Annotated in this window: 21 protein-coding genes, 1 tRNA gene and 1 pseudogene; 16 read left to right on the top strand and 7 right to left on the bottom strand. The window is 43.4% G+C overall.

The window, feature by feature from the left end; translation table 11 throughout:
* Positions 1–2: 2 nt before the first annotated feature.
* From QZ331_RS07535 to QZ331_RS07465, 15 genes and pseudogenes are all read left to right on the top strand, one after another.
* A complete protein-coding gene (locus QZ331_RS07535) occupies positions 3–1556 on the top strand; it encodes an SLC13 family permease (protein WP_294629317.1) in 1554 nt (517 codons plus the stop codon).
* Positions 1557–1572: 16 nt separating this feature from the next.
* Positions 1573–2184, top strand: coding sequence for an adenylyl-sulfate kinase (gene cysC, locus QZ331_RS07530; protein ID WP_294629316.1), 612 nt, complete (start codon positions 1573–1575; stop codon positions 2182–2184).
* Positions 2185–2208: 24 nt separating this feature from the next.
* Positions 2209–3117, top strand: a complete 909-nt coding sequence (gene cysD, locus QZ331_RS07525) for a sulfate adenylyltransferase subunit CysD (RefSeq protein WP_294629315.1) — start codon at positions 2209–2211, stop codon at positions 3115–3117.
* A 12-nt stretch (positions 3118–3129) separates the two neighbouring features.
* Positions 3130–4590, top strand: coding sequence for a sulfate adenylyltransferase subunit CysN (gene cysN, locus QZ331_RS07520; RefSeq protein ID WP_294629314.1), 1461 nt, complete (start codon positions 3130–3132; stop codon positions 4588–4590).
* A gap of 6 nt (positions 4591–4596) precedes the next feature.
* Positions 4597–5703 (top strand): sulfotransferase, encoded by a 1107-nt coding sequence (locus tag QZ331_RS07515; protein ID WP_294629313.1) that lies wholly within the window; start codon positions 4597–4599, stop codon positions 5701–5703.
* Positions 5704–5718: 15 nt separating this feature from the next.
* Positions 5719–6687: a PCMD domain-containing protein gene (locus QZ331_RS07510; protein ID WP_294629312.1), complete on the top strand. Its 969-nt coding sequence runs from the start codon at positions 5719–5721 to the stop codon at positions 6685–6687.
* Between the two features lie 224 nt (positions 6688–6911).
* Positions 6912–8054, top strand: a complete 1143-nt coding sequence (locus tag QZ331_RS07505) for an OmpA family protein (RefSeq protein ID WP_294629311.1) — start codon at positions 6912–6914, stop codon at positions 8052–8054.
* Between the two features lie 74 nt (positions 8055–8128).
* Entirely contained in the window at positions 8129–8545 is a 417-nt protein-coding gene (gene ruvX / locus QZ331_RS07500; RefSeq protein ID WP_294629310.1) for a Holliday junction resolvase RuvX, read from the top strand.
* A 40-nt stretch (positions 8546–8585) separates the two neighbouring features.
* A complete protein-coding gene (gene def, locus QZ331_RS07495; RefSeq protein ID WP_294629309.1) occupies positions 8586–9140 on the top strand; it encodes a peptide deformylase in 555 nt (184 codons plus the stop codon).
* A gap of 76 nt (positions 9141–9216) precedes the next feature.
* Positions 9217–11241, top strand: a complete 2025-nt coding sequence (locus QZ331_RS07490) for a tetratricopeptide repeat protein (protein WP_294629308.1) — start codon at positions 9217–9219, stop codon at positions 11239–11241.
* An 81-nt stretch (positions 11242–11322) separates the two neighbouring features.
* On the top strand, positions 11323–13263 hold the full coding sequence (thrS, locus tag QZ331_RS07485) for a threonine--tRNA ligase (protein ID WP_294629307.1): 1941 nt from the start codon (positions 11323–11325) through the stop codon (positions 13261–13263).
* Between the two features lie 71 nt (positions 13264–13334).
* Positions 13335–13934, top strand: a complete 600-nt coding sequence (infC, locus tag QZ331_RS07480; protein ID WP_294629306.1) for a translation initiation factor IF-3 — start codon at positions 13335–13337, stop codon at positions 13932–13934.
* 67 nt (positions 13935–14001) lie between these two features.
* Positions 14002–14199, top strand: a complete 198-nt coding sequence (rpmI, locus tag QZ331_RS07475; RefSeq protein WP_005786574.1) for a 50S ribosomal protein L35 — start codon at positions 14002–14004, stop codon at positions 14197–14199.
* Positions 14200–14296: 97 nt separating this feature from the next.
* On the top strand, positions 14297–14647 hold the full coding sequence (gene rplT, locus QZ331_RS07470; RefSeq protein WP_294533600.1) for a 50S ribosomal protein L20: 351 nt from the start codon (positions 14297–14299) through the stop codon (positions 14645–14647).
* A 357-nt stretch (positions 14648–15004) separates the two neighbouring features.
* A pseudogene (locus QZ331_RS07465) lies at positions 15005–15784 on the top strand (EFR1 family ferrodoxin).
* 82 nt (positions 15785–15866) lie between these two features.
* Here QZ331_RS07465 and QZ331_RS07460 read toward each other — a convergent pair.
* From QZ331_RS07460 to QZ331_RS07435, 6 genes are all read right to left on the bottom strand, one after another.
* The gene (locus QZ331_RS07460; protein ID WP_294629305.1) at positions 15867–17174 is read right to left on the bottom strand and encodes a phenylacetate--CoA ligase; all 1308 of its coding nucleotides are present in this window, start codon (positions 17172–17174) and stop codon (positions 15867–15869) included.
* Between the two features lie 13 nt (positions 17175–17187).
* Positions 17188–17772 carry an indolepyruvate oxidoreductase subunit beta gene (locus QZ331_RS07455; RefSeq protein ID WP_294629304.1) on the bottom strand — a complete coding sequence of 195 codons (585 nt, stop codon included), beginning with the start codon at positions 17770–17772 and terminating at the stop codon, positions 17188–17190.
* Positions 17773–17779: 7 nt separating this feature from the next.
* Positions 17780–19369: a thiamine pyrophosphate-dependent enzyme gene (locus QZ331_RS07450; RefSeq protein WP_294629303.1), complete on the bottom strand. Its 1590-nt coding sequence runs from the start codon at positions 19367–19369 to the stop codon at positions 17780–17782.
* Positions 19370–19453: 84 nt separating this feature from the next.
* Positions 19454–20491 (bottom strand): endolytic transglycosylase MltG, encoded by a 1038-nt coding sequence (gene mltG, locus QZ331_RS07445; protein ID WP_294629302.1) that lies wholly within the window; start codon positions 20489–20491, stop codon positions 19454–19456.
* 114 nt (positions 20492–20605) lie between these two features.
* A complete protein-coding gene (locus tag QZ331_RS07440; RefSeq protein WP_294629301.1) occupies positions 20606–21472 on the bottom strand; it encodes a DNA/RNA non-specific endonuclease in 867 nt (288 codons plus the stop codon).
* On the bottom strand, positions 21469–22083 hold the full coding sequence (locus QZ331_RS07435; RefSeq protein WP_294629300.1) for an epoxyqueuosine reductase QueH: 615 nt from the start codon (positions 22081–22083) through the stop codon (positions 21469–21471). The genes QZ331_RS07440 and QZ331_RS07435 overlap by 4 nt, the downstream gene beginning before the upstream one ends.
* Positions 22084–22229: 146 nt before the next feature.
* Between QZ331_RS07435 and QZ331_RS07430 the strand changes: the two genes are divergently transcribed.
* Positions 22230–22302: transfer RNA gene (locus tag QZ331_RS07430), tRNA-Thr, on the top strand.
* Positions 22303–22358: 56 nt separating this feature from the next.
* Here QZ331_RS07430 and QZ331_RS07425 read toward each other — a convergent pair.
* A complete protein-coding gene (locus QZ331_RS07425) occupies positions 22359–22724 on the bottom strand; it encodes a helix-turn-helix domain-containing protein (RefSeq protein ID WP_294629299.1) in 366 nt (121 codons plus the stop codon).
* Between the last annotated feature and the right edge of the window lie 454 nt (positions 22725–23178).

The raw sequence follows: 23178 nt of genomic DNA, 5'->3' as shown, positions 1-23178 counted from the left end.
GTATGACATTTGAAATTGCATTTGTACTATTGTCCTTATTAGGAATGGTAGCTGCTTTGGTTGCGGATAAGATGCGGCCGGGTATGATACTGTTTTCGGTAGTGGTATTGTTTTTGTGTGTCGGCATTCTGACTCCTAAAGAGATGCTTGAAGGGTTTAGCAACAAAGGTATGATTACTGTTGCTTTGCTGTTTCTGGTAAGTGAAGGAATTCGTCAGTCGGGCACATTGGGACAGGTGATTAAGAAGTTGCTACCTCAGGGCAAGACTACAGTGTTCAAGGCGCAGTTGCGCATTCTGCCTTCGGTCGCGTTTATCTCCGCTTTCCTGAACAATACTCCTGTCGTAGTTATTTTTGCACCGATTATCAAGCATTGGGCGAGGGCGGTGAAACTTCCTGCCACCAAGTTTTTGATTCCGCTTTCGTATGTGACTATCTTGGGAGGTATTTGTACGCTGATTGGTACTTCTACCAATTTGGTAGTACATGGCATGATACTGGAAGCTGGATTTGAGGGCTTTTCGATGTTTGAACTTGGTAAGGTTGGTATCTTTATTGCAATAGCGGGAATCATTTATCTTTTCGTTTTTTCGAAACGTCTGTTGCCTGATGCGCGTCCGGATGCGACTGTGCTCGATGAAGATGTGGAAGAAGGAGAGAAACAGCATCGGGTAGAAGCGGTTTTGGGTGCTCGTTTTCCCGGTATTAATAAAAAGATGAAGGATTTCAATTTCCAGCGTCATTACGGTGCGGAGGTAAAGGAAATCAAGACTCGTAGCGGACAGAGGTTTGTAGAGAATCTGGATGAAGTGGTGCTTCACGAAGGAGATACATTGGTAGTGATGGCGGATGATACGTTTATCCCGACGTGGGGTGAGTCTTCGGTATTCGTTTTGCTGACCAATGGAAATGAACCGGACACTACGGGAAAGAAAAAACGCTGGTTTGCTTTGCTGTTGTTGGTACTGATGATTGTCGGGGCCACTGTAGGCGAACTTCCGATAATGAAAGAGATGTTTCCGGATATTAAACTGGATATGTTTTTCTTTGTCTCTATTACTACCATTATCATGGCGTGGACGAATCTCTTCCCTGCGCGTAAATATACGAAATATATCTCATGGGATATCTTGATTACCATTGCCTGTGCGTTTGCTATCAGTAAGGCGATGGTCAACTCGGGTGTGGCTGACTGTGTGGCGAAATTCATCATTGGGCTAAGTGACGACTACGGGCCGCACGTGTTGCTTGCAATGTTGTTTGTTATCACGAATCTCTTTACGGAACTGGTTACGAACAATGCGGCTGCGGCTTTGGCCTTTCCGTTGGCGTTGTCGATTGCTGCCCAGTTGGGGGTAAGTCCGACACCTTTCTTTGTAGTGATTTGCATGGCTGCATCTGCCAGTTTCTCTACGCCTATCGGTTATCAGACTAATCTGATTGTACAGGGTATCGGCAATTATAAGTTTATGGATTTCGTCCGTATCGGTTTGCCGCTTAATATCATGACTTTCTTGATTTCTGTTATCTTGATTCCGATGATTTGGAACTTTTAATAAAACTCATTTATAAATGGAAGAAAAGAATCATATATATCCTATTTTTGACCGCATGATGACACGGCGGGATAAAGAAGAACTTTTGGAACAACGTAGTGTGATGATTTGGTTTACCGGACTGAGCGGGTCGGGGAAAAGTACAATTGCTATTGCGCTGGAACGTGAACTTCATAAGCGTGGATTGCTTTGCCGCATTTTGGATGGTGATAACATCCGTAGCGGAATCAATAACAATTTGGGCTTTTCGGAAGCCGACCGGATAGAAAATATACGTCGTATAGCCGAGGTGTCAAAATTGTTTTTGGATAGTGGGATTATCACGATTGCAGCATTTATCAGTCCTAATAATGATATTCGCGAAATGGCCGCGAATATTATCGGAAAGGATGATTTTATGGAGATTTTCGTGAGCACACCGCTGGAGGAGTGTGAAAAACGTGATGTGAAAGGCTTGTATGCGAAAGCAAGGAGAGGCGAAATCCGGAATTTTACGGGAATTTCCGCACCTTTTGAAGTACCGGCACATCCGGCTTTGTCACTGGATACCTCTAAGTTGAGTCTGGAAGAATCGGTGAACCGTTTGTTGGAACTCATTCTGCCTAAAGTGAAGAAAAATGTTTTGTAGAAGAATAAAATCATTATTTAAGTAATGGAAGAATATAAATTAAGCCACTTGAAGGAACTCGAAGCAGAGTCTATCCATATTATCCGCGAGGTGGCGGCGGAGTTTGAGAATCCGGTGATGCTTTACAGCATTGGAAAGGATTCTTCGGTGATGGTGCGCTTGGCTGAAAAAGCCTTTTATCCGGGTAAAGTGCCATTTCCACTGATGCATATCGATTCAAAATGGAAATTTAAGGAGATGGTGCAGTTTCGTGACGAATATGCAAAGAAATACGGATGGAATCTGATTGTGGAAAGCAACACGGAAGCTTTTGAAGCAGGAGTAGGACCTTTTACGCATGGCAGTAAGGTGCATACGGACTTGATGAAGACACAGGCGTTGCTTCATGCATTGGATAAATATAAATTTGACGCAGCTTTCGGAGGTGCGCGTCGTGATGAAGAAAAGTCGCGTGCGAAGGAACGCATTTTTTCGTTTCGGGATAAGTTCCATCAATGGGAACCCAAAAATCAGCGTCCTGAGTTGTGGGATATTTACAATGCCCGTGTACATAAGGGAGAAAGCATCCGTGTGTTCCCGATTAGTAATTGGACGGAACTGGATATCTGGCAGTATATCCGCCTGGAGAATATTCCGATTGTTCCGCTTTATTATGCAAAAGAACGTCCGGTGATCAATCTTGATGGAAATATCATCATGGCGGACGACGAGCGTTTGCCCGAAAAATATCGCGACCAGATTGAAATGAAGATGGTTCGTTTCCGTACATTAGGTTGTTGGCCGCTTACCGGTGCAGTGGAAAGTGGAGCTGCCACCATTGAGGAAATTGTCGAAGAGATGATGACTACTACTAAAAGTGAACGTACTACGCGCGTGATTGACTTTGACCAAGAAGGTAGTATGGAACAGAAGAAACGTGAAGGATACTTTTAATTGTAACTATAAATGGCAGATAATAAATTAGATATAAAGGCTTTTCTGGACAAGGATGAACAGAAAGACTTGCTGAGGCTGTTGACGGCCGGTTCGGTGGATGACGGAAAATCGACACTAATCGGACGCTTGTTGTTTGACAGTAAGAAATTGTATGAAGACCAGTTGGATGCATTGGAGCGTGATAGCAAACGTGTGGGTAATGCTGGTGAGCATATTGACTATGCACTCTTGCTCGACGGCTTGAAAGCCGAACGCGAACAGGGAATTACGATTGACGTAGCTTACCGTTATTTTTCTACCAACGGTCGGAAGTTTATCATTGCAGATACTCCGGGGCACGAGCAATATACACGTAATATGATTACCGGCGGCTCTACTGCCAATCTGGCGATTATCTTGGTGGATGCCCGTACGGGAGTGATTACTCAGACACGCCGCCATACTTTCTTGGTGTCTTTGCTGGGTATCAAGCACGTTGTGTTGGCTGTCAACAAGATGGACTTGGTGGATTTTTCGGAAGAACGTTTTAACGAAATCGTTTCGGAATATAAGAAATTCGTTACTCCGTTAGGTATTCCCGATGTGAACTGTATCCCTCTTTCTGCATTAGATGGAGACAATGTTGTGGAAAAATCGGAGCGTACTCCGTGGTATCAAGGGATTTCTTTGTTGGATTTCCTTGAGACTGTCCATATTAATAATGACCATAATCTGACAGATTTCCGTTTCCCGGTTCAATATGTGCTTCGCCCAAATTTGGACTTTAGAGGTTTCTGTGGGAAAATTGCGTCAGGTATCGTTCGTAAAGGAGATACGGTAATGGCACTTCCTTCGGGTAAAACATCGAAAGTGAAGAGTATTGTGACTTATGACGGCGAATTGGATTATGCTTTTCCGCCACAGTCGGTAACGCTGACATTGGAAGACGAGATTGATGTATCCCGTGGTGAAATGCTTGTGCATCCCGATAACAGACCGATTGTCGACCGTAATTTTGAAGCGATGATGGTGTGGATGGATGAGGAACCGATGGATGTGAACAAATCGTTCTTTATCAAACAGACTACCAATGTGAGCCGTACACGCATCGATGCTATTAAATATAAGGTAGATGTGAACACAATGGAACACTTGTCTTTGGATAACGGACAGTTGACGCAAGAGACTTTACCTTTGCAGTTGAATCAGATTGCCCGTGTCGTGTTGACCACTGCTAAGGAATTGTTCTTCGATTCTTATAAAAAGAATAAATCCTGCGGTTCGTTCATCTTAATTGACCCGATTACAAATAATACTTCAGCAGTAGGTATGATTATTGACCGGGTAGAGATGAAGGATATGAACCATACGGATGATGTTCCTGTGTTGGATTTGTCTAAATTGGGAATTGCCCCGGAACATTATGAGGCTGTAGAGAAGGCTGTGAAAGAGTTGGAACGCCAGGGATTTGCTGTGAAAATTATAAAGTAAGAAAATATGGGATTACTCGAATTTAATAAACTTCCTATTAATACACTGGTAGGTGCCGACTGGAAAACATTTAAAGCGATTACTGCCGGTCGTGAGATTGACGCATCTTATAAAGGTAAATATCGGTTGACGAAGGCAGTGTGCCGTTTGCTTTCTCCATTGGCTGCTTTGCAGGACAGCCGCTATGAGAAGATGTTGGCAAACCAGCCGTTAGAGCATGACCCTGTATTTATCTTGGGACATTGGCGAAGCGGAACGACTTTTGTACATAATGTGTTTTCCTGCGATAAGCATTTTGGATATAATACGACATATCAGACCGTATTTCCGCATCTGATGATGTGGGGGCAACCTTTTTTCAAGAAGAATATGAGTTGGCTGATGCCGGACAAGCGTCCGACCGATAATATGGAACTGGCAGTGGATCTTCCTCAGGAAGAGGAATTCGCACTGTCTAACATGATGCCTTATACTTATTATAACTTTTGGTTCTTGCCGAAACATCAGCAGGGGTATGCCGATAAATATCTGTTGTTTGATGATATAACGGATGTGGAACTGAAAGTATTTGAAGAAGTGTTTACGAAACTGATTAAGATTTCTTTGTGGAACACGCATGGAACCCAGTTCCTTAGTAAGAATCCACCGCATACGGGCAGGGTGAAGGAATTGGTGAAGATGTTCCCAAATGCCAAGTTCATCTACTTGATGCGTAATCCTTATACTGTATTCGAATCGACACGGAGTTTCTTTACGAATACGATTCAGCCCTTGAAGTTGCAGGATATAAGCAATGAACAATTGGAGGAAAACATTCTTTCCATCTATGCAAAACTTTATCATAAGTATGAATCGGATAAGCAGTTCATCCCCGAAGGTAATTTGGTGGAAGTGAAATTTGAAGATTTCGAAGCGGATGCGATGGGGATGACGGAAAATATTTATAATTCACTCTCTATTCCTGGATTTACGGAGGCACGCGAAAATATAGAGAAATATGTAGGTGGCAAGAAGGGATATAAGAAGAATAAATATAAATATGATGAACGTACAATCCGATTGGTAGAAGATAACTGGGATTTTGCTTTGAAACAATGGGATTATAAATTGTAAAAGGAGAGGATAGCAATGATTCAGAAAATTGTTTGTCGCCTGCTGGTGGCAGGTTTCGTAGCTTTTTTTTCTTCCTTGTCTTTGATGGCGCAACATAGAGTGGAAATGGTTCCTTTTGGAGACATGAACCAATGGATAGACCGTCAGATAAAAGAGTCCTCCATTATCGGCGGAAACACTAAAAATGTATATGAGATAGGACCGACATCTGTTATCAAGGGAGATCAGGCTTATAAGAATATGGGTGGTTCGCCGTGGGCAACTTCAAATGTAATGGCAAAGGTAGCTGGTATTACGAAGACGAATACCTCGGTTTTCCCGGAAAAGAGAGGAGATGGATACTGTGCACGGCTCGATACGCGTATGGAAAGTGTAAAGGTGCTTGGGCTTGTCAATATTACGGTGTTGGCGGCCGGTTCTATTTTTACCGGTTCGGTGCATGAACCGATTAAAGGAACTAAGAATCCGCAGAAAATGTTACAGACCGGTATTCCGTTTACTAAAAAGCCGGTAGCTCTTCAGTTTGATTATAAGGTGAAGATGTCCGATCGGAAGAACCGCATCCGTGCTACAGGGTTCAGTAAGATAACCGATGTTTCCGGTAAAGACTATCCGGCAGCTATTCTGTTTTTGCAGAAACGTTGGGAAGATGCGGAGGGAAATGTATATGCTAAACGTATAGGTACAATGGTGACTTACTATTATCACTCGACAGACTGGAAAAATAATGTCTCTTATGAGATAATGTATGGTGATATTACGGGGCGTTCTGAATACAAAGCGCATATGATGCGTCTGCAGGTTACCGAAAATTATACGGTGAACAGTAAGGGTGAAAGTGTGCCTATTCATGAAGTGGCCTGGGGAAATCAGGACGATGTGCCGACTCATATGTACCTTCAGTTTACATCCAGTCATGGTGGTGCTTACATTGGTTCGCCGGGAAATACACTATGGGTTGATAATGTAAAGTTGATATATTGAAAATAGGAACAGAATAATGTATGAGAAACAGCCGATGGCATTAAAAAATGTACGTATGAATGAAAAATTACGTGATTTTTTGTTTGTATTGTATTAAATATCTATATTTGCACTAAATTTTAAAAAGAGGATAAAATGTTGACTCTTTATCAGGTGTGGATGTATGAATTTTCTTCCTGTCCTGTATGATATTTAAAACTTATTATTTACTAAAATAAATTGAGATGAAAAAGGGTTTATTATTTATTTTATTGGCAGCAGCATCAGTGTGTGTGTCTGCACAAGAGAAAGAAAAAGCAGCAAAGAGCTATAGAGTAGAAACAAATCGCTTTGGCTCTAATTGGTTCATCAGCGGTGGCGTTGGTGCGCAAATGTATTTCGGTGATAATGACGGTGAAGCCGCTTTCGGAAAACGTCTTAGTCCGGCGCTTGATATCGCTGTAGGTAAATGGTTTACTCCGGGATTAGGGTTGCGTCTTGCTTATAACGGTCTTCAGGCTAAAGGGGCTTCTCCGAGAGCTAACGACCTTTATGTAGACGGAGTTTATTCAAACGGATTCTACAAACAGAAATGGAATCTTGCAAACTTCCACGGTGATGTTTTGTTTGATCTTTCAAATATGTTCTGTGGATATAACGAAAAACGTGTTTATTCATTTATTCCTTACGTAGGAGCTGGTATAGCTGTTTCATTGACAGAACCTCATCAGAAAAACTTAGGCGTAAATGCTGGTTTGATCAACCGTTTCCGTGTTTCTTCTGCATTGGATATTAACTTGGAATTGCGTGGTCTTCTGATGAAAAATGCTTTCGGCGGTACTAGAAAAGAAGGTTTGGGTGGCGTAACAGTAGGCGTAACTTACAAGTTTAAGAAACGCGATTGGAATGCTGTTCCTACAGTTCCTATGGTTCCGGAAAGCCAGTTGAACGATATGAGAGACAGAGTTAACTCTTTGAAGGGTGAAAACGAAGCTCTGAAACGTGACTTGGTTGAAGCTCGCAATAAGAAACCGGAAGTTGTTGTTAAGAAAGAAATTGTAAATGCTGTTCCGCGTTATGTTGTCGTATTCAATATCGGTAAAAGTAGCATCGCTAAGAAAGAATACATGAATATTGAGACTGTAGCTAAAGCTATCAAAGAAAATTCAGGTAAAGTATATACTGTAACTGGATATGCTGACAAGGGTACAGGTTCTGCTGACTACAACTTGAAGTTGAGCAAGAAAAGAGCTGAAGCTGTTCGTGACTTGATGGTTAACGAATTTGGTGTGCCTGCTTCTCAATTGAAGGTTGATTACAAAGGTGGTGTAAGCAATATGTTCTACGATAGCGCTAAATTGAGCCGCGTAGCTATTGTTGAAGAATAATATATAATTTAAATATTACAATAAAAAAGACGTTTCCTTTCATGGGAAACGTCTTTTTTGTATTTTTGTGCCCCATGAGCAGAATTATAGCAATAGATTATGGAAGGAAGCGTACCGGAATAGCTGTCAGCGACACGATGCAGTTGATTGCAAACGGATTGACAACCGTACCTACGCATGAACTTCTGAACTTTATCAGTGATTATGTGGCAAGGGAACCGGTAGAGAAGATTATTATCGGATTGCCTAAGCAGATGAATAATGAGGTTTCGGAGAATATGAAAAATATAGAACCTTTTGTTCGTTCGTTGAAGAAGTGCTTGCCCGAGATTCCAGTGGAATATGTGGACGAACGGTTTACTTCGGTTTTGGCGCATCGTACGATGTTGGAAGCGGGACTGAAAAAGAAAGACCGTCAAAATAAGGCGTTGGTCGATGAGATAAGCGCTACGATTATTCTGCAGACATATTTGGAAAGTAAACGCTTTTAGCAGAAATGAAATAACTTATTTATCAGTAGAATATAAAGATATGATTTTACCTATTTATGTATATGGACAGCCTGTTTTGAGAAAGGTGGCAGAGGACATAACCCCGGATTATCCGAATTTGAAAGAGTTGATTGCGAATATGTTTGAAACAATGGTGCACGCTGACGGTGTAGGTTTGGCTGCTCCGCAGATTGGATTGCCTATTCGTGTCGTTACAATTACGCTGGACCCGCTTTCGGAAGATTTTCCGGAATTTAAGGATTTCAATAAGGCTTATATAAATCCTCATATTCTGGAAGTAGGAGGTGAGGAAGTCGGTATGGAAGAAGGCTGTTTGAGTTTGCCCGGTATTCATGAAACAGTGAAGAGAGGAGATAGAATCCGTGTGAAATATATGGATGAGAATTTTGTAGAGCATGAAGAAGTGGTAGAAGGTTATTTGGCGCGTGTCATGCAGCATGAATTCGATCATTTGGACGGTAAAATGTTTATAGATCATCTTTCTCCACTTCGTAAGCAGATGATTAGAGGTAAGCTGAATACGATGCTGAAAGGAAAAGCGCGTAGCTCTTATAAAATGAAACAGGTGAAATAAAGATAAAAAACGTTTATATCCCTGTTAAGTAAACGAAAAGCATTATTTTTGCTTCGTTTACAAGTATAAAATATCAATGATAAAAAGAATATTAACAGTATTATTACTGTTCCCTACGCTGCTATGTGCTCAGATAAATACGGATCGGGTGATGACTATCGCCCGAAACGCTCTTTATTTTGAGGATTACGTGCTTTCTATTCAGTATTTTAATCAAGTTATTAATGCGAAACCTTATCTGTATGAACCTTATTTTTTCAGGGCGCTTGCCAAGTTGAATCTGGAAGACTTTCAAGGTGCAGAAGCGGATTGTGACGCAGCTATCCACCGGAATCCGTTTGTGGTAGGTGCTTATCAGGTTCGTGGTTTGGCAAGAATCCGGCAGAATAAGTTTGACGGAGCTATCGGAGACTATCAGAAGGCTTTGCATTATGATCCAGAGAATATAACTTTGTGGCATAATCTGACATTGTCTCATATTCAGAAAAAGGATTATGATTCTGCCAAAGAGGATTTGAAAAGCCTGCTTAAAGTTTCTCCGCGTTATACCCGTGCCTATCTTATGAGAGGAGATGTATCATTACAGCAGAAAGATACGGTTGCTGCTTTGAATGACTTTAATAAAGCACTTGAGTTGGATAAGTATGATCCGGATGCATGGGCAGCAAGAGCGATTGTGAAATTGCAGCAATCCAAATATGTGGAAGCTGAGTCCGATTTCGATCGTGCCATTCATTTGAGTGCCAAGAATGCTGGTAATTATATTAATCGTGCATTGGCGCGATTCCATCAGAATAATCTGAGGGGGGCTATGAGTGATTATGATTTGGCATTGGATATTGACCCTAATAATTTTATCGGGCATTATAACCGTGGTTTGCTTCGTGCCCAGGTAGGAGATGACAATCGTGCAATTGAAGATTTTGATTTTGTAATCCAAATGGAGCCGGACAATATGATGGCTGTGTTTAACCGTGGTTTGCTTCGTGCGCAAACGGGAGATTACCGGGGAGCGATAAAGGATTATACAACTGTTATTGACCAGTACCCTAATTTTTTGGCTGGATATTATCAGCGTTCGGAAGCCCGTCGGAAGATCGGCGACAAGAAAGGGGCGGAGCAGGATGAGTTTAAAGTCATGAAGGCTCAGATTGACAAGCAGAATGGCGTAACAAATAAGAATGTAGCTCAAAATCAGAATAAAGAAAAAGAAGGTGAAGAGGGTGAGAAAACCCGTAAGAAGTCGGATAAGAATATGAATAACTATCGTAAGATTGTTATTGCGGACGACTCGGAAGCCGAACAACGTTATACGAGTGATTATCGTGGACGTGTGCAGGATAAGAATGTGAATATTACTTTGGAACCCATGTTTGCACTGACTTACTATGAGAAGATGAGTGATGTGAAGCGTTCTGTGAATTTCCATAAATTTATTGAAGATTTGAACCGTTCGGCTATACTTCCGAAACGTATTCGTATTACGAATATGGAAGCTCCGTTGACGGAAGAACAGGTGACATTCCATTTTGCATTGATTGATACACATACGTCGGCTATTGTAGCAGACGAAAAAAGTGCTTCAAAACGTTTTGCACGTGCGATTGATTTTTATCTGGTGCAAGATTTCTCAAGTGCGGTTGCCGACTTGACACAGACAATTCTGTTGGATGGCGATTTTTTCCCTGCTTACTTTATGCGTGCTCTTATCCGTTGCAAGCAATTGGAATATCAGAAGGCGGAGCAGGCTGCCGAAGCAGAAACTTTGAGTGATAAACGCAAAGAGATTACTGTGGTAGATTATGAAGTAGTAAGAAAAGATTTGGATAAAGTAATCAATTTGGCGCCCGATTTTGTATATTCGTATTATAATCGTGCGAATGTTTCTGCTATGTTGAAAGATTATCGTGCTGCTTTGGCAGACTATGACAAGGCTATTGAATTGAACCCGGATTTTGCGGATGCTTATTTTAACAGAGGGCTTACTCATATTTTCTTAGGTAATAATAAGTTGGGAATTTCCGATTTAAGTAAAGCAGGCGAATTGGGTATTGTTTCCGCCTATAATGTAATTAAGCGTTTTACAGATCAAAAGGAATAACATTTTTTTGATAAAAAATGGAAAACTCAAAAGATTTAGTTATTTTTGCGTTCAAATTGTGAAAAATATAACATAATCATTATGATAAAGATAACATTTCCCGATGGCTCTGTTCGTGAGTATAACGAAGGGGTGAACGGTTTACAGATTGCAGAAAGTATTAGTTCGCGCTTGGCGCAGGATGTATTGGCTTGCGGCGTGAATGGTGAGACTTATGATTTGGGACGTCTTATCAATGAAGATGCGGATTTCGTGCTTTATAAATGGGATGACGAAGAAGGAAAACACGCTTTTTGGCATACAAGTGCTCACTTGTTGGCTGAAGCCCTGCAGGAACTTTATCCGGGTATTCAGTTTGGTATCGGTCCGGCTATTGAAAACGGATTCTACTATGACGTAGATCCGGGAGAAGTTGTGATTAAAGAAAGTGACCTGCCTGCCATTGAAGCTAAGATGTTGGAGCTGGCCGGCAAGAAAGAAGCGGTAGTCAGAGAAAGCATTGCCAAAGCGGATGCTTTGAAGATGTTTGGTGAGCGTGGAGAAACTTATAAGTGTGAACTGATTTCCGAATTGGAAGACGGACACATTACTACTTATACACAAGGTGCATTTACCGACCTTTGCCGTGGTCCTCACTTGATGACGACTGCTCCGATAAAGGCTATTAAACTGACAAGCGTTGCCGGTGCTTATTGGCGTGGTCAAGAAGACCGTAAGATGCTGACCCGTATCTATGGTATTACATTCCCGAAAAAGAAAATGCTGGATGAATACCTTACTTTGATGGAAGAAGCGAAGAAACGCGACCACCGCAAGATTGGTAAGGAAATGCAATTGTTCATGTTCTCTGAAACTGTAGGTAAGGGACTTCCGATGTGGTTACCGAAAGGTACTGCGCTGCGTTTGCGCCTACAGGAATTCTTACGTCGTATCCAAACCCGTTACGATTATCAGGAAGTGATTACTCCGCCGATTGGTAATAAGTTGCTGTATGTGACTTCCGGTCACTATGCAAAATATGGTAAGGATGCATTCCAGCCTATCCATACGCCGGAAGAAGGTGAGGAGTACTTCTTGAAACCTATGAACTGTCCTCACCATTGTGAGATTTACAAGAATTTCCCGCGTTCCTATAAAGACCTGCCGTTGCGTATTGCTGAATTTGGAACGGTTTGTCGTTATGAACAAAGTGGTGAGTTGCACGGCTTGACCCGTGTGCGCAGTTTTACACAAGACGATGCACATATCTTCTGCCGTCCGGAACAGGTGAAGGATGAGTTCCTTCGTGTAATGGATATTATATCTATCGTGTTCCGTTCGATGAATTTCCAGAATTTTGAAGCTCAGATATCCTTGCGTGATAAAGTAAACCGCGAGAAATATATCGGTAGCGATGATAACTGGGAAAAAGCAGAACAGGCTATTATCGAGGCTTGTGCGGAAAAAGGCTTGCCTGCCAAGATTGAATATGGAGAAGCGGCTTTTTATGGTCCTAAACTCGACTTTATGGTGAAAGATGCTATCGGTCGCCGTTGGCAGTTGGGTACCATCCAGGTTGACTATAACCTGCCGGAGCGTTTCGACCTCGAATATATGGGTTCTGACAATCAGAAGCATCGTCCGGTAATGATTCACCGTGCACCGTTCGGTTCAATGGAACGTTTCGTCGCCGTATTGATTGAGCACACTGCCGGTAAATTCCCGTTGTGGCTGACACCTGAACAGGTGGTTATTTTGCCTATCAGCGAGAAATTCAACGAATACGCAGAACAGGTGAAGATGTATCTCAAGGTTCACGAAATTCGTGCGATTGTGGATGACCGTAACGAAAAAATCGGTCGTAAGATTCGCGATAACGAAATGAAGCGTATTCCTTATATGCTGATTGTCGGTGAAAAAGAAGCGGAAAACGGAGAAGTTTCTGTTCGTAAACAGGGTGAAGGTGATAAAGGAACCATGAAATTTGAAGAATTTGCTAAAATTTTGAACGAAGAAGTTCAGAATATGATAAATAAATGGTAACTTTGCAGCCGTTTAAGAATAAAATATTTAGTCTAAGAATAAAAGAACAAACCAGGAAGTAAACGTTTTTAATGAAGAATGACACTTTAAAAGGGCAATATAGAATCAATGAACAGATTCGTGCCAAGGAAGTTCGCATCGTAAGCGACGATATTGAGCCGAAAGTATATCCGATCTTTCAGGCTTTGAAAATGGCTGAAGAAAGAGAATTGGATTTAGTGGAAATTTCTCCTAACGCTCAACCTCCTGTTTGTCGTATTATTGATTATTCTAAATTTCTTTATCAGTTAAAGAAACGTCAGAAGGAACAAAAAGCGAAGCAGGTGAAGGTGAATGTGAAAGAGATTCGCTTCGGACCTCAGACCGACGACCATGATTACAACTTCAAGTTGAAACACGCGAAGGGATTCCTCGAAGACGGTGATAAAGTGAAGGCTTATGTATTCTTCAAAGGTCGTTCCATTCTTTTCAAGGAACAAGGTGAGGTACTGTTGCTTCGTTTTGCAAACGACCTTGAAGACTACGCGAAGGTAGACCAGATGCCAGTGCTTGAAGGAAAGCGTATGACTATCCAACTTTCTCCGAAAAAGAAAGAGGCTTCTAAGAAACCGGCAGTTCCGAAACCTGCTCCTGCACCGAAAGCAGAAAAGCCAGAAGCGAATAAAGAATGAAAAGAGATGCGTAACGCGCAGGTATAGTGCGTTGCCATTATATATTAATAATTTAAAAACAAGTAAGATGCCAAAGATGAAGACTAACTCCGGTTCTAAAAAAAGGTTTGCCCTTACCGGAACAGGTAAAATCAAAAGAAAGCACGCTTTTCACAGTCACATTTTGACTAAGAAATCCAAAAAGAGAAAAAGAAACCTGTGCTACTCTACAACTGTTGATACAACAAATGTAAGCCAGGTTAAGGAACTCTTAGCAATGAAGTAATCAAAAGCGTAAAAGTATTTTAAAGTATTAACCGAATGCATTAGCTTGAAGTTCGCTGCGTGAAGTAGCGGCGCTAACATTCAAAAAAAGTAAAACTATGCCAAGATCAGTAAATCATGTTGCTTCAAAAGCAAGAAGAAAGAAAATTTTGAAATTGACCAGAGGTTACTTTGGTGCAAGAAAAAATGTATGGACCGTAGCTAAAAACACTTGGGAAAAGGGTTTGACTTACGCGTTCCGTGACCGTAGAAATAAGAAAAGAAACTTCCGCGCTCTTTGGATACAACGTATCAATGCTGCTGCACGTCTTGAAGGAATGTCTTATTCTAAATTGATGGGCGGTTTGCACAAAGCCGGTATCGAAATAAACCGCAAGGTTTTGGCTGATTTAGCAATGAATCATCCGGAGGCTTTCAAAGCTATCGTTGCAAAAGCAAAAGCTGCTTAAGTTTCAATAGTTTACGAATTACAAAGTGTCAGTTGCTACTTAGCAATTGACACTTTTCTTTTATCCGGCTGCTGAAAGGGAATGAAAAAAAGAGCAGTAGGCAAACAAAAATCTTTTTTTTCTTGTTAATCTCAGAGAATCTTTCTACATTTGTAGTACAAAAATATTAGCCGTATCGACTTGATCGGGAAACTCTTCAAATTAATCTGATGCACCGAGAAAGCTTCGTTCTTCAATGGCGGGCCACATCCTTCGGGACAGCGTAATGCCGGTGGATTACAAAGAGGACGAGCGCTCAAATCTTGTTCTATCAGAGTTTCATCACATCGTCGGTACGGCTTTCTTATATACTTTTCTATGATATTTTATTTTTCAGGTACAGGCAATTCTAAGTGGATAGCTAATCAGTTGTCTAAGGAACAGAAGGAAGACTTGGTGTTTATTCCCGATGTGTTAAGGAATGGAGTATTAGAGTTTTGTCTGCGGGAAGATGAAAAGGTGGGATTTGTATTTCCAATTTATTCGTGGGCACCACCTGCTATTGTTTTACAATTTATTCAGAAGATTTCTTTCAGAGGTTATCAAGGGCAGTACTTGTTTTTTGTCTGTTCATGCGGGGATGACACGGGGCTTGCCAGGTAGGTCTTGACAAAAGCATTAGAACAGAAGGGGTGGAAGTGTCATGCCGGTTTTTCTGTGGTTATGCCTAACAATTACGTATTGCTTCCGGGTTTTGATGTAGATAATAAAGAGCTGGAAAGGAAAAAGTTAGCGGAGAGTGTGCCGAGTCTCAAAAGAATAAATACTTTGATAAATAGGAGGGAAGAGATTTTCTCTTGTTATGAAGGAAGTATGCCCTTCATTAAAACACGGATAATCAATCCGTTGTTTAACCGTTTTCAGATGTCTCCTGAGAATTTCTTTGCTTCGGACGCTTGTGTCGGGTGCAAACGTTGTGAGAAGAGTTGCCCGATGCAGAATATCGTCGTTGTGAAAGGAAGGCCGGTGTGGGGAAAGGATTGCACTTCCTGTCTGTCATGTTATCATGTCTGTCCCCGGCAAGCCGTACAATATGGAAAAAGAACAAAAGGAAAGGGGCAATATTTCAATCCATACTCCAAATCCTTCTCTGATTGATAATGTGCTGGTAGACCATCTCGTGTGGAGAAAGATACGGATGGTCTATCGGCACATATAATGTAGACAATCTGAAAAAAACTTATCTGTTGTCTCGTAAGTCTTTTACGCGGACGGCTTTTCCTTCGCTTTGCGGGAGAGAACCTTTCTTGACCAGCTTCACTTTCGGAGTGACCAGGATTTCATCTTTCAGTCGGTGGGTGATATCTCTGCGGATTTTTTCCAGTTCAATGTAATTGTCGGTAGAGAGGTCGCTCAGTTCCACTTCGACAATCATTTCATCCTGATTGTTAATCGTTTCCAAAGTAATCAGATAGTTGCTGCCTAATGCCGGAAATTGTACGAGGATTTTCTCGACCTGCATCGGGAAAATATTGACTCCTTTGATGATAAACATATCATCACTACGTCCTTTGATACGGTCGATGCGTAGATGCGTGCGTCCGCACGGACATTTTCCGGGTAAGATGCGGGTTAAATCGCGCGTGCGATAACGGATTAAGGGCATCATCTCACGGTCGAGAGTGGTGAGTACTAGTTCCCCGATTTCTCCTTCGGGCATCGGTTCGCCGGTTTCAGGATCAATGATTTCCACCAGGTAACAATCCTCCCAAAAATGCATTCCGTTCTGTTCCTGACATTCGAAAGCAACACCGGGGCCATTCATCTCTGTCATACCGAAACTGTTGTACGCTTTTACGCCTAACATCCGTTCTATTTTACGGCGTTGTTCGTCCGTATGAGGTTCGGCACCGATTACCAGTGTCTTTAGGGTTGTTTGGGCGGGGTCGATTCCTTCCTCCTGGAAAACTTCGGCAAGGCGGATGGCGTAGCTGGGAATGGCGTGCAGGGCAGTTGTTTGGAAGTCGTTGATAAATTTAATCTGTCGCTTGCTGTTTCCGGCAGCAGCAGGAACAGTCAGGCAGCCGAGCCGTTCGGCTCCATATTGGAAACCTAGTCCGCCTGTGAACATACCGTATCCCGAACTGTTTTGGAAAACATCTGTTTTGCGGATACCTACGGCATACAAGCAGCGAGCTACCAGGTTAGCCCAAGAATCAAGGTCATGTTGTGAATGGACAATTACAGTCGGATTGCCGGTAGTGCCACTGGAAGAGTGGATGCGCACGCCATCGTTACTCATATCGCCTGCCACTAATCCGAACGGGTAGTGGGCGCGCATATCGGATTTGGTCGTGAAAGGTATTTTGCGTATGTCATCCAGTGACTGTATGCTATCTGCGGTAAGCCCATATTTGCCGAAGACCTCTTTGTAAAAAGGAGCGTTTGCTGCTGTGGCGATTGTTTTTTTAAGCCGTTGAAGTTGCAGTTGCTGCAACTTCTCACGGCTCATGGTTTCTATTTCTTCTTCCCAGTATTGTGTATTCATGGTAAGGCCTGTTTTATTGCATCAGTTTCTCCGCGATTTCTTTACCGGCAGCCAATGCTTTAAGATTCATTTCTACGATAGTTTCTCCCTTGCGCTGGAAAATTTCACGAATGCTGTCCTGCACTTTTTCGTAATCGAGGCCGAGAAACGGGACGGTAGCTCCTAATAAGACGATATTGGCAACGCGTGCCGAACCGGCTTCCTTTGCTACTTTATCCACGTTTAATACAATCTTGTGCGGCAATTTATTGATTTCCGCCATTATTTTGTCGGATTCCGGATAGTTGGGAATATTGACAAACGGTGTTTCGTTGGTCACCAGCCAGCCGTCGGGGCTGAGGTAGGGGAGATAGCGCAGTCCCTCCATAGGTTCAAGAGAGATAATCAGGTCACACTTGCCGGAAGGAATCAGATCCGAAGCAATCGGCCGGTCGCTGATACGGAGATTGGATTGAACGTCGCCGCCACGCTGGCTCATTCCGTGCACTTCTGCCTGTTTCATGTAAAGTCCTTCTTTCAAGGCAGCTTTGCCTATTACGGTAGCGATAGACAGAATTCCCTGTCCGCCTACTCCTGATAATATGATATCTTTTTTCATGGCTTACTTATTTCTTTTTTTTGCGTGCTAATGTTTGGATACACTCTCTGCGGGGAATGATGACGGATACCCCACAGTATTCGATTTCTTCGCGTATGATTTGTTTCATCTCTTCGTAGTTCTTCTTCAACGGTACGACCACGCGGATATGGGAGGGCTCCACTCCAAGACCTGCGCAGATGGCTTCGATGCGTCCGGTTCCGGCAGAATCCTGTCCGCCTGTCATGGCAGTGGTCTCGTTGTCGGAGATGACGACGGTTACGTTGGCGTTTTCATTTACACAGTCGAGCAATCCGGTCATTCCCGAATGGGTGAAGGTAGAGTCGCCGATTACGGCTACAGCCGGATAGAGGCCGCCGTCGGCTGCTCCTTTTGCCATAGTGATGGAGGCACCCATGTCCACACAAGAGTTGATGGCGTTGAAAGGGGCGTTTGCGCCAAGCGTATAGCAGCCGATATCGCTGAATACCTTGTGGGAAGGATATTCTTCTTTAAGCACTTCGGTCAGCGTGGTGTACATATCGCGGTGTCCGCAACCTTCGCAAAGTGCGGGAGGACGCATCTCCACTACCAGCGGAATGCCGAATTCCGATTTGTTCTCTTTGCCTACCGCACGGGCTACAGAGTCGGGGTTTAACTCTCCGTCTTGCGAGAGCGTACCGTCCAAACGTCCTTTTACCTTTATCCCGATACCCAAATAACCTTTCAGTTGTTTCTCCACAAATGGCTGTCCGTCTTCCAGAACGAGAATCTCGTCGCAAGATTCAATCAGTTGGTTCAGTTGTTTCTTAGGCAACGGATACTGGCCGATTTTGAGTACCGGATATTCACAACCTTCGGGATAGTTCTCCATCAGGTAATTGTAACCGATGCCGCAGGCGATGATTCCTAATTTTTTGTTAGGCCCATCCGTATATTTATTGTAAGGCGACTCCTCAGAGGCTTTGACAAACTCATCTTGTCGGGCAAGCAGTGCTTTGTAGCGTTTGCGCGCGTTGCCCGGCAGCAGAATGAATTGGCGTGGGTCTTCACTGAAAGACAGGCCGTTTTGCGGTTTCTGCTCTTTGCGTTCCACTCCGGAACGGGAGTGTGCAAGGCGGGTTACCATACGCATTAAAACAGGCTCCTCCATCTTTTCAGAGAATTCAAAACCGTTGTATACCATGTCGTACGCTTCTTGCTGGTTGCTGGGTTCGTACATCGGTATCAGTGAGAAATCTCCGTAGAAGCGGCTGTCCTGTTCATTTTGCGACGAGTGCATACTGGGGTCATCTGCCGCTATCACAATCAATCCGCCTTTCACGCCGGTGATGGCAGAATTGACAAAACAGTCGGCAGCTACGTTCATACCTACGTGCTTCATGCAAACCAGGGCGCGTTTGCCTACGAAAGACATACCTAATGCAGCTTCCATTGCTGTTTTCTCATTGGCACACCAGCGGCTGTGTATATGCTGTTCGGAGGTTATAGGGGCCATCTGGATATATTCCGTAATCTCGGTTGAAGGAGTACCGGGGTAGGCATAAACGCCTGAAAGTCCGGCATCCAGCGCAGCTTGTGCAATGGCTTCGTCGCCAAGTAAGAGTTGCTTGCTCATATCTATTTCTTATATTTAGTGTTAATCACAGTTTGTTAATCTGTCGGGCAAAGATAGAAGTTTTTAGCTCGTTTTATCACGAATTTACCTAAAAATCTTTCTTTCATTCAGTGCATTCCAGTATTTTCTTGCATTTGCCATATGGTCGGCGTAATTGGAAGCGAAGTTGTGCGTACCTGAGAAATCCTCTTTGGCACACATATAGATATAGTTGTGCTTGGCATGATTCAGTACGCTGTTTATCCCCTTTTTGGAGGGGATGCGGATGGGGCCGGGCGGTAGTCCGGTATTTGTGTAAGTATTGTAGGGCGAATTGACTTTGAGATGCTCATTGGTGATGCGGCGCAGACCGAAATCCTGCAAGGCGAATTTGACGGTAGGGTCTGCCTGCAAAGGCATATCCTTGTGCAGACGGTTGATATACAGTCCGGCTACCATCGGTTTTTCTTCGTTGTTGTTGGTCTCCTCTTCGACGATGGAAGCGAGGGTGCTCACCTCTGCCGGCGTCATCCCGATGGCAGTGGCTTGTGCAAGACGCTCCTTGTTCCAGAAACGTTCGTGTTCCTTCTGCATACGTCTGAAGAAATCTTCTACACTTATATCCCAATACACTTGGTAAGTTTCCGGTATGAAAAGGCTGGGCAGGGTTGCTTCCGTATATTCCATTTCATTTTGAAAAGAGGGGTCGAACAGCCGGCGGGCGATTTCGGCGGAGTCTATCATGAGTTGCTTGCCGACATTCCGTGCCAGCCGGTCCAACGTCCGGACGCTTCCGATAGTGAGGTTGACAGGTTCCTGGTATCCTCTCGACAAGCGGCTGTACACATGGTAGACATTGTCGTTCGGACGGATGGCGTAGCGTCCGGTATGAATGTTCTGGCTGAATTTTTTATATTTGGCCATCCAGTGAAATCCGGCGAAATGTTTTACACGGCCCGACCTCTTTATTTTGTCATATATCGAATCGGCTGTGTCGTCTCGGTCTACATAGATATAGACGGTTTTGGATGGACGGAACTGAGGAGCAAACAAGAAATAATAAACGACTCCTCCGGTAATGGCACAAAGAAGGAAGGCACCAATTAGAATGGATAATAAAATGTTTCTCTTTTTTTTGTTCATCTTTTCGGCTTTTTTGTAAAGTGCCTCAAAGATAGGAAGAATTTGAATAGCGACGTGTTCTTTCAAAGAAACATTCGTATCTGGCAAACAAATTTCAGCCGAATCGGACAGGGGCTAATGAGGCCATTGGAAGTAGTTCTCTTCCGCTTCGATTTTATGCTCTGTCTCGTCGGGCAGCGCTGCGAAGAAATCCATGCCGGTGAGCCGTTCGATGCTGTCTACGGTTACTGTGTAGGTAGATAGGGGTTCGACGGCTTGTTCGTTGTTGAACAAGAATCCGATGGCGCGTATGGGGGTAACGAAAGGAGAGAGAATCACTTTGAAATACCGTTGGGGCACTGCGACCTTGTTTTTCCCGATGGTCTTGGGCTGTTTGGGCAGGATAGGGCCGCAGATAATGATGATGGCGCTGTCTGCTATGGCCCAGTCTCGTACTTTCTCTTCCAGGTTCTTCCAACTTCTTCTGTTCAGTTGCGGGTGTTGCGGGCACATATTGCTGAAGTAGAAGGATTCTTTCATGGCTTGCGCACTCCATTTCATATCCGCAGCCGGTGCCATATGTCCCTTGTCGTATCCCGAACGTGCATAGTCGGCGTTCGTTGCAATCGGGCCTTTTACTTGCGGGTCGGCGATAAAGCGGTTGTCTCTTTTTTCTTTGCCTTTTGTTTCCTCCCGCGTCAGTTCGTAAGAGACCCAGTTGGGGAGTTTCAGTTCTTTGTTGTAGGAAACGGTGTATCCGGTGTGGCGGATTATCTGCTCCTGCCGGGGAGTTAGCAATGTCGGGATTTGCAACTCCTTGACCGACAACGCTTGAGTTGGCACACCCGTTTGCGGGCTGCTGTTTTGAGGACGCTCCATTTGCCGGCAATACAGATGGAGGCCATACATGATGGGTATAAGTGCGATGATGAGGAGGATGTACCCTAACTTATAATTAGAGCCTGTTTTTTTTCGGGTTTTGCCTTTCTTTCTTCGGTTCATTGTTCTGCGGATGATAATGGTGTACTGGTTTCTTCGTCTTTTCTCATGCTGAATTCACAACCGCAATATCGTTGGTTGTAGAAATTATAGGTTTTGATGATGGCGATACGACGTTCGCTCAGTCCGCCTTTCCGCCAATTCTGTTCCCAGTATGTGACATCCGGATAGTTTTCCGTGGCATATCTTCCGGCTTCATTTATCTGCTCAAGGCTTTTCCACCGGCTGGAAGCAAGCGTAGTCGTGATGACGGAAATTCCATGCTCGTGTGCGTAACGGGCAGTCTCCAGCAGGCGTATCTTGAAGCAACGCAGGCAGCGTCCGCCTCTTTCGGGCTCCTGTTCCATACCGGCGATTTGGCCTCGCCAGGCTTCATGGTTGTAATCGGCATCGATGATTTCCAGCCCTAAAGATTGTGCATATCGCGTGCATTCGTCCTTTCTTATGTTATATTCCTCCAATGGATAGATGTTGGGATTACAATAATAGATGACAGGCGTTATGTGATGCTGCATCAGGCATTCGATGATGGCTGACGAACAGGGAGCGCAACAGGTATGAAGTAAAATCTTACCGGCTCCATTGGGAACTTCAAGTCGGAATTTCTTTTTCATGCTGTAAAGTTAGTATATATTTGTCATTCAGGATTTGATTTGGGCAATAAACCGCTGTGGGAAAATTAATTTCAAAAAAAACATCAGATTCTTTTTGTTTTCTCAAATAAAGCTGTAATTTTGCACGCCGTAAACGAGAGACAAACGCCGCTATAGCTCAGTTGGTAGAGCAACGCATTCGTAACGCGTAGGTCGCCAGTTCAAGTCTGGCTAGCGGCTCTCAGAATAAAACGCTGATTATCCGGATGATAATCAGCGTTTTTTTATTCTTTTACTTAAACTCCCAGCACGATATTGGCATCAATATTCAGCTTCCTGCTTATTTCACGGGCGACCTTCAACGTAGGTTCACACTTTCCGGAGAGATATTCACTGACGCGGGAGGGACTTACATTGAGCAACTCTGACAGTTTGGTCTGAGTTAGCCCCATTTCATACATACGAAGTTTGATAACATCCACCAAAGAAGGAGTTTCTATAGGGAAATGTTCCTCTTCGTAGTCTGCAACCAAATCGGAAATCAAGTCCAGTTCGAGGAAGTTTTTATCATCGGTCGGGGTATCATTGCTAACCACTTTAAGCAGTTCTTCAATTCTTGAGCAAGCTGCCTTGTACTGTTTTTCTGTTTTTATCTTTGCCATGGATAGTCAAAAAAACTGTATCTAATTGTGTGTCAGAATAGAATAAGAGAGTTTCAATTTTATGGTAACGATTTAGCGACAATGCAAATTCACTGGTATGCTGTGCTTTGCTACATCTAACAACTCTATTGCAAAGGTACACTTTTTTATCCAAACTCCCCAATGATTTACTTTTTTTCGGTGGATTTTTTGATATACTCGTATTCATATCTTCCGTAAAAGCGGTTTTGTCCGTCGGCACACCATCGCCCAAAGAGATTTTGGACGAACGTATGCCGACTACCGCATAAGCGGAGAAAAGGGCTTTGCCTCACGCCTAAACAGAAGTTTAGACTGATGATGCAAGGCCCATTTCTTTTGCGCTTATGCCAGAGAGGTGCTTTTACGGATTTCTGACGATTTTTCTTTTTCGCTGTCCATTTGAGCCGGAAGCGGAAAGCCGTGCAAGACCGCC

The organism is uncultured Bacteroides sp., from assembly GCF_910586915.1.
Taxonomy (GTDB): Bacteria; Bacteroidota; Bacteroidia; order Bacteroidales; family Bacteroidaceae; genus Bacteroides.
Note: the sequence above shows the minus strand (reverse complement) of the source record. Positions and strands in the feature narration are given on the sequence as shown.